This window comes from Phocaeicola sp. RTP21198st1_B8_RTP21198_201120, assembly GCF_040929485.1.
Classification (GTDB): domain Bacteria; phylum Bacteroidota; class Bacteroidia; order Bacteroidales; family Bacteroidaceae; genus Phocaeicola; species Phocaeicola dorei.
Genome location: NZ_JBCOCI010000017.1, coordinates 60,330 through 68,061, shown reverse-complemented (window position 1 = coordinate 68,061; position 7,732 = coordinate 60,330). Strand labels below are relative to the sequence as shown.

Annotated in this window: 3 protein-coding genes; all 3 read right to left on the bottom strand. The window is 44.3% G+C overall.

Annotated features, from left to right (window positions below):
• Window positions 1–842 precede the first annotated feature (842 nt).
• Window positions 843–3,926: an AAA family ATPase gene (locus AB5935_RS09290; RefSeq protein ID WP_038611580.1), complete on the bottom strand. Its 3,084-nt coding sequence runs from the start codon at window positions 3,924–3,926 to the stop codon at window positions 843–845.
• On the bottom strand, window positions 3,923–5,125 hold the full coding sequence (locus AB5935_RS09285; protein ID WP_022185494.1) for an exonuclease SbcCD subunit D: 1,203 nt from the start codon (window positions 5,123–5,125) through the stop codon (window positions 3,923–3,925). Before AB5935_RS09285 ends, AB5935_RS09290 begins: the two co-directional genes overlap by 4 nt.
• A gap of 141 nt (window positions 5,126–5,266) precedes the next feature.
• Window positions 5,267–7,618, bottom strand: coding sequence for a glycoside hydrolase family 127 protein (locus AB5935_RS09280; protein ID WP_007833112.1), 2,352 nt, complete (start codon window positions 7,616–7,618; stop codon window positions 5,267–5,269).
• Between the last annotated feature and the right edge of the window lie 114 nt (window positions 7,619–7,732).

The following is a 7,732-nucleotide window of genomic DNA, read 5'->3' as shown; positions in this document are numbered from 1 at the left end:
CCTTGATTGTTCATGGTACAAAGGTGCAAATTTTCTATAGAATTAAAGAATTTTCCCCCTGATTTATCGGGTGAGCCTTAAGTATCCTTGCAAGTTCGGATATTGAAACAGACTTCACCTCATTCAGTGTATACCATATTTTTTCAGCATTGATTTTTACAGATTTCTTATCCATGATCTTATTTATAAGTAGTTCCGAATTGAATTTATATATGAAGTAATATCGGTTTCCAGGAAAAAACCAGATACTTATGACATATAGACCAGACACATGAATCTATATATCAGCCTTGTATTGGAAATTTCTTTTCAGTGGAGTTCCAATGTTTGATAATACTTTTCAGGTAAGAGCGAGATTTGCACGTGTTTATTTTTGTCATAATATAATCTCCAGGCTTGTGCCCTATGTGCAAATCCATCTAAATTAAAAGCGGAAGGGCATTAACCTCGTCTATAAGTGCGGGAGTCGAAGCCTTTGGTACAAACAGGAAACGCCCCCCGCTAAATATTGCAGGCTGAACGTATGGCTGTTCTTGGTACTTTCCGGGAAATTTCGACTTTTCACTTATACAGAACCAGCTAAACGCTTTTGTTTATAATTCCTTGTCCATTTTGATGAACATTCCAAACATACATGTATTTTACCAAAAAAACAACAATGTCAAGAACTTTTTTTGAGTTTTTTGTTTGAAAACATTTTTTTTAACAATTCATAACCAAATCATACAAAGCATTTTCACATACACGAAATATGACAGATATTTCCACATAGAATATCATTTGCTACATTCTATCCTTATAACTTGCCTTTATAACTCATCATCTGTAATGGAGCCCAATCCTTATATTTGTCCCATCACCTGCACCTTGCTTCTTCCGCTTCCGGTCTTCACCACCTGCACCTGCGCGGGGATACGTTCCGTCATCTCCGCCACATGGGAAATCACCCCTATCTTACGCCCTTGCATCTGCAACCGTTCCAAAGCATCCATCGCAATGCGCAGGGTGTCCATATCCAATGATCCGAAACCTTCGTCAATAAACAGCGACTCCACATTCATCCGGTTGGAGGATAAGGAAGACAAGCCCAATGCCAAAGCGAGAGATACCAAGAAAGACTCCCCACCCGAAAGGGAATGGACACTACGTACCTCACCCATCATATCAAGATCCACAATCTGCAAGGCCAGCGTGTCCGGAATACGCTGCAATTCATAACGGGGGGCAAGATCCTGCAAATGCCTGTTGGCATAAAGTAAAAGAACATCGAGCGTATAGCCTTGAGCTATTTCCTTAAACTTAGTCCCCGTTTGGGAACCGAACAACTCATTCAGTTTCGCCCAATTCTCGTAGATGGAAGTTTTCTCCTCCAATTCCTTCTTAATGCCGGCTATGCGTTCTTTACCTTTTATATGATTCTGTATCGTCACTTCTATTTGGGCCAAGCGCCCGGTTTCCGCTTCTTTGGCGGCGGTGCAGGCTGTCAATGTTTCAGCCAGCGACTCCCTGCTCTCCGTGATATCCGGTTTCAAGGGAGCTTGCTGATGTTCCTCCTTTTTCTGTCTTCGCTCTGAAAGGACTGCCTGAAAAACGGTTTCCTTCTCTTTCAATGCATTCAATGCTTGTTTTTCAGCCAGTATCCAGTTTTTGTCTTTGGAAAGCAATTGTTCCAACTCGGCATACGTTTCCTTTTGAAGAGTGAGCCACTCGTTTATTTTCAACTCGTCTTGTTGCAAAACAGCAATCAGACGGACTAATTCCTTTTCCAACTGCGCGATCTGCCCTTTGTAAGATTCTGCTTGTACGGTTAGAGAATGATGCAAGTTCATTGCTTTTTCCTGTTGTTGTTCCAATTCCTTTTGTCGTTTAACATTGTTTGCAACGACCTTTTCGGTAAGTTCACCATTCAGCAGAGAGGCGCGCAGACAAGTGCGTTCTTCCAGTTCAGTCTGTTGCTTTTCTTCTTTCTGTTTTTTCTCTTCGTACAAACGAATAGCATTCGCCTCTTCATTTTTCAAACTATCCCTTTGGGCAGATTTTGAGGTAAGAGCCTCTTTTATTTCGGTCTGCTCCTGCAGACGGGTATTCCATTGCCTGCCGAATTGCTGGACATAACGTTTCAACGTTCCCTGCTCCAATAAATCCTTCCAGGTAGGAATAATGGAAACGCAGGTTTCAACTTTTTTCAAGATATCTTCACTTTGTACTGTATAATTCTCAATCAAGGTGGACAGACGGGCCATCTCCAGTTGACGGGCATTCAACGTATTCTTCAGTTGTTCCATTTCCTTAGCAACCTGTTCTTTGGCACGGTTCAGTTCTTCTTCCTGCAAGGATTGGACATTGATCTGTTCCCTCATCGGATGATGAAGACTGCCGCAAACAGGGCAAGGTTTTCCCTCCTCCAACTGCGCACGGAGCAACAGAACTTCTGCCGGCAACAGACGGTTCAGGCGCTCGGCCTCTTGTTGTACGGATTTCAAACGTTGTTCCTCCATTTCATTCGCATTCCTTACTTTCTCCAGCAACTGCTGATTCGACAGAGTCTGCGTCTTTGCTATTTCCAGATTACTAAGCAAACTGGTTATCAATTCAACAGCCGGAATAAGTTGGGAATAAGCAGTATATCGCTCAAACCAAGTTTGCAAAATGTTTTGCTTCTCTGCCAACAGACTTATTTCCTTTTCAGTCCTACAGATAGATTGATGCAAATTATCCTTAGCTTGTAATGCCAAAGCCACTTCCTTCCGGCTTTCCACCAGTTGTTTTCTATTTTCTGCCAATTGCACATCCAATGCTCTAGCCTTATCCAATTGTGGTTCTTGTTGTAACAGATAAGCCTTGAATTCCGTTTGCGCCTTCTGAGCAGCTTCCCACTGTGCGGTCGCGGAAGTTTGCAAAGCAGCATTTTTCTGTATGGCAACCTGTATTTCGTTCAATCGGGAACGTCCGGCAGTAGTCTGTTGCCGGGCATTACGTTGTTCCATATACACATCGCGGATATCCTGCGCCTGCTCTATACGGAACAACAGTTCATAACGCGGACGGGCTGCTTCTATTTCTTTTCTGACAACCGAAAGTGTTTCTTCCGCCTGTATGCAACCTATATTCAAGCGTCCTTCTTCTTCCAGCCATTTCAACTTGCCGGACAGGTTTTCCTCTTTTTTCTTCGAAACGGACAAGCGAACTTGTAATTCTTCCTTTTCAGCTGAAAGTTGCTGCAATTGCTCTTCTGTCAACAACTCAATGCCTTTGATACGTTCTTGCAATAATTTATATTCACCTTCCGCCCGCTTGGTGCGTTCATAGATGGAAGCAGAGATACGTGAGTAAATTTCGGTTCCGGTCAACTTTTCCAAGATTTCGGCTTTGTCAGTCTGACGAGCCTTCAGGAAGGTGGCAAAGTCACCTTGAGCCAGCAATACAGAACGGTTAAACTGTTCAAAAGAAAGCCCGATTAATTTACTGATGTGAGATAATAATTCTGTCTTTGTTCCTTGCTGTTCTACTCCTGAAGTGAGGTTAGTCAATGTCATTTCCACTTTTTGCAAGGAACCATCCACTTTGCCACGCGAACGTCGTACCGTCCAACGTGAGCGGAAAACCTCCCCTGTCAAAGCTACAAAGTCCACTTCCGAATAACCTTCGGCCGTACCCCGACGAAGGATGGAACGGCTGTCGTTTTGAGCAATTCCCCTGTCGGCGACATCCATAACAGAAACGTTATTCTCTTTCGCCTTGTTCATACGCGGCGTACAATCAAACAAGGCCAAGCATAAGGCATCCAACAAGGTTGACTTTCCGGCTCCGGTACTGCCTGTAATGGCGAATATACCTGCCGAACATAAAGGCTCAACGGTAAAGTCAATAACAAATTCGCCTTCCAATGAGGCTAGATTCTTCCCTCTTATCGCTACTATTTTCATATTCCGGCCTCCTTGATCACACTTTCCAACAATTGTTTCATGGTATCGGGCATCTCCGTCCCTCCATATTTTCGTTTAAAGACATCCAGTGCCATATCCAGCGGACGGATGGTCTGCAATTCCTCATAGGAAGTGGCGGCAATGCCACTTGCCTTTTTCTGTGGAAGCATGGCGGCGATGCGTGCCAAACGGACTGCTTTCCCTTTCAAGGCCTCCTCAATCTTATATTTATAAGAAGGCTCGGGTTCAGTCATTAAGATCTTGATTTCCAGATAAGGTGAACGCAACGTGACATCACCGTCAGGCAATTCACCAATGACTTGCAACACTTCTTCCAACGGACGAGCTTCGGGGGGAATACTTACTAAACCGGCCAATGGCTGGAATTCCAATTTTTCAATATTTGTACCCTCCGTATCTATCGTTACCATAACTACACCGGATGCATTATTCTTCTCAGCAAAAGACATAGGCATAGGAGTTCCGGAATAACGCACATTCTCCCGATGGGATACACGTTGGGAGCGATGCAGATGCCCCAATGCGGTATAAGTAATGGCTTCATTAAAGGCATCGGGGGATACACATTCCAAGCCGCCGATAACAGTACGTTCCGACCGGTCGTCTTCCGAGATTTCCGAGCCTGTGGCTTGCAGATGCCCCATGGCGACAACGGGGATTCCCTTCTCTTTCACTTTGTTGAAAAGCTGTTCATAAAGCTGCTGGACTCCCTTTGAGTAATTCTCTGCCGAAGGGTAATCACCCTGACGCAGATAGGGAACGGCAAGACAATAAGCGGTCACTTTTCCTTCTGTATAAAGGGGAACAATGAGGTGTTGCAAATCTATGTCGCCTTCCGCATTGCGCCGCACCGTGCCACGAACAATGATATTCATATCCTCCAATAAAGGATTGGGGGCCTCCAGACGAGCTGCCGAGTCATGATTTCCGGCAATGATGACAATTTGTAAAGAAGGGTTCTCAGATGTGACTTCTCTTAAAAAACGATAATACACTCGTTGAGATTCTGCTGAAGGATTTGGGCTGTCGAATACATCGCCTGCTATCAGCAATACATCTATTTCATGCTGTTTTATCTGCTGTTTCAGCCATTCTAGAAAATGGAAATGCTCTTCCCGGCGGTCGTATTCATAAAAGGTCTGGCCCAGATGCCAGTCTGCTGTATGGAGAATTTTCATTAGCTGTTCGGTTTGTTTCCTGCAAAAATAGAGAATCTTTTCGGAAAGACAGATAGCAAACAGGTACTTCATTTATAAAAAGAAATAAAAAACGATCATACCCATAAGACATGATCGTTTTTATTACTTTAAAGCATGTATTTATTCAGTCACCAACCGCACCTCATAAATATGCGGAGTCACTTTCTCATTTCCTCTACCAATCTTTATTTCCAACTGATCATCAGATTGCATAGATACAGGCACGTCAACTATGCCAACCGACAAATCCGAAGCTGGTTTGTCAGCTAATTTACCTACTTCCTGCCCGTTTATCCATACTTTTGCATCCTTACGAATCTCAGGACGGAACAGGATACGGACCTTATGAACAGGTTTTCCATTCGTCTTCATACGATAACTGAACCAACCGGTTGTCTCGCGCCAATGAACACCTTCATCATCCCCCGTACGAGAGTTCTCCATCCGGATGAAATGGTCGCTTTCCGGTTGCTGTTCCCCACAAATCACCTTGTCGGTAGTAATACCATCCAATGCAGCACGTTCCTTCTCTTCTTTCGCTAACTGTTCCTGCCTTGCCTGCAACTCCTGTTTGGACAGGACGGGCCAATAAACCATATACCGGCACTCGTATAAACGGAAAAACGGTTCCACAATCATGCCCTCATAACGTTCGGGATAGACTCCGGTCAACGCAAATGTCAACGGTTTGCCTTCCACTTTCTTCAGATGAGAGAGAATATCATTCTTATCCCCCACCATGACAGGCATCGTTTGTAAAGGCAGACGGGGCCCGGCGGCTATGTGTCCGCCACGACTGTCATCGGCGAACATACCATCCTGATTTTGCTTGCCCAATTGGGCGGCCAGCACAATCGGTCCGTATAAGATGGAATAGTTGGCAGAACCATCCGGCAATGCAATGGCACGCAGATGCATCGGCAGTTCCAATCTCACTTTGTCACCTTTTGACCAAGTACGGTTCAAGCTAACATATCCCTCTTTGACCGTTACTTTCTGTTGTTCACCGTTGACAGACAAGCGTAATGCTTCCGGATTCGTCCATTCGGGAACACGGAAAAGAAGTGCGAATTCCTTCTCTCCCTTTTCCGGAGAAACAGCAAGAGTTGTCCCTTCCTCATCGGGGAAAGCCGTTTGTTGCTCAATATGGATATCTCCCCAACGCAAGGTAGAGGGAATGAAAAGATTGACATACAGATTATTATCCTTGTGTCCATAAATCATTTCACCATAGCGGGCATGATTTTCCATCCCCGATCCCACACAACACCAGAAACTGGTCTGAGGTTGCGAGTAGACTCTATAATGACCGGCACGCATCGGGGTGAAATAAACAAAACCACCTTGTACAGGATCTTGTGTGGAAAGGATATGGTTATAAAGCGCCCGTTCGTAATAATCCATCAAATGAGCGTCCGCACTCGTTTCATACAACATTTTTGTAAGGCGGAGCATATTATAAGTGTTACAAGTTTCAGGCCCCTGTTCACTGGTGAGCATACTGCTGAAATCATCAGCCGGATGAAAATGCTCACGCACACTGTTACCTCCGATGGTGATACTGCGATGGTCTACTACTGTTTCCCAAAAATAACGGGCAGCCTCACTCCAGTCCCGATTGCCTTCCAAATCGGCAATACGTTTGAAACCTATCACTTTCGGTATTTGGGTATTGGCGTGCATGCCGGTCAATTTATCCTCTTGTTTCAATAAAGGCTGCAACACAGTCTGATGAGAGAACTGATGAGCTAGTTTCAAGTAACGTTTGTCGCCGGTGATAGCGGCTACATCGGCGAATGTTTCATTCAGTCCTCCATGTTCGCTGCGCAACATATCCTGTATCTGTTCATCGCTCAGTTTGGATATCAGACGAATCATCCAGTCAGTGAGTTTCACCAACATTTCTTTTGCTTCCTTACTACCTGTCTGAAGAGTTGCATCACGAAGGCCGGCATACATTTTATGAATATTGTAAAGAGGAACCCAACGATCGTTCAGTCCGAAACCGGAGGCACGAATGTTCCCTTCTTCTATTTCTTTCCACATTTTGCGCCCGTTTGGAACTCCGCACAGATAACCGTCACCGGCGGCATCCTGACAACGTTTCAGTTCACTTATCATATAATCTAAACGAACCTTGATCTCCTGATTGCCTGTAGCGGCATACATATAGGAAAGGGCCGACAAATAATGTCCGCCAATATGTCCGTCCAGTCCTGTATTTTCCCAATTAGTATAATTTTCTGCTTTAGGGAACAGGCCAGCCTCCTTCAAATAAGGAGCCAACAAACGATCGGGGTCTATTCCCAGCAAATAACGGATATCCATATCCTCTGCATGTTTGAAAGGGCTGGCGGTGAGCCGCACATCCCTAACCGGAAAACTTTCTACTTTTGTGGGCAACTGAGCATGCAAAGCTACTGAAGCTATGGCAAAAGCGGAAGTGGACAAAATGATTTTAAGTAAATTCATAATTAGGGGTTTATTTCAAAGTCTTATTTCCTTGCAAAATTAATGGAATAAATGAAAACAATCTTTTACTCCTTAAAAAAATCCTATTGAACAACCTATGATTAAACAAAGAGC

Coding starts and splice junctions, on each gene's coding strand:
- AB5935_RS09280 (WP_007833112.1), bottom strand. CDS start 7,618: ATGAATTTACTTAAAATCATTTTGTCCACTTCCGCTTTTGCCATAGCT.
- AB5935_RS09285 (WP_022185494.1), bottom strand. CDS start 5,125: ATGAAAATTCTCCATACAGCAGACTGGCATCTGGGCCAGACCTTTTAT.
- AB5935_RS09290 (WP_038611580.1), bottom strand. CDS start 3,926: ATGAAAATAGTAGCGATAAGAGGGAAGAATCTAGCCTCATTGGAAGGC.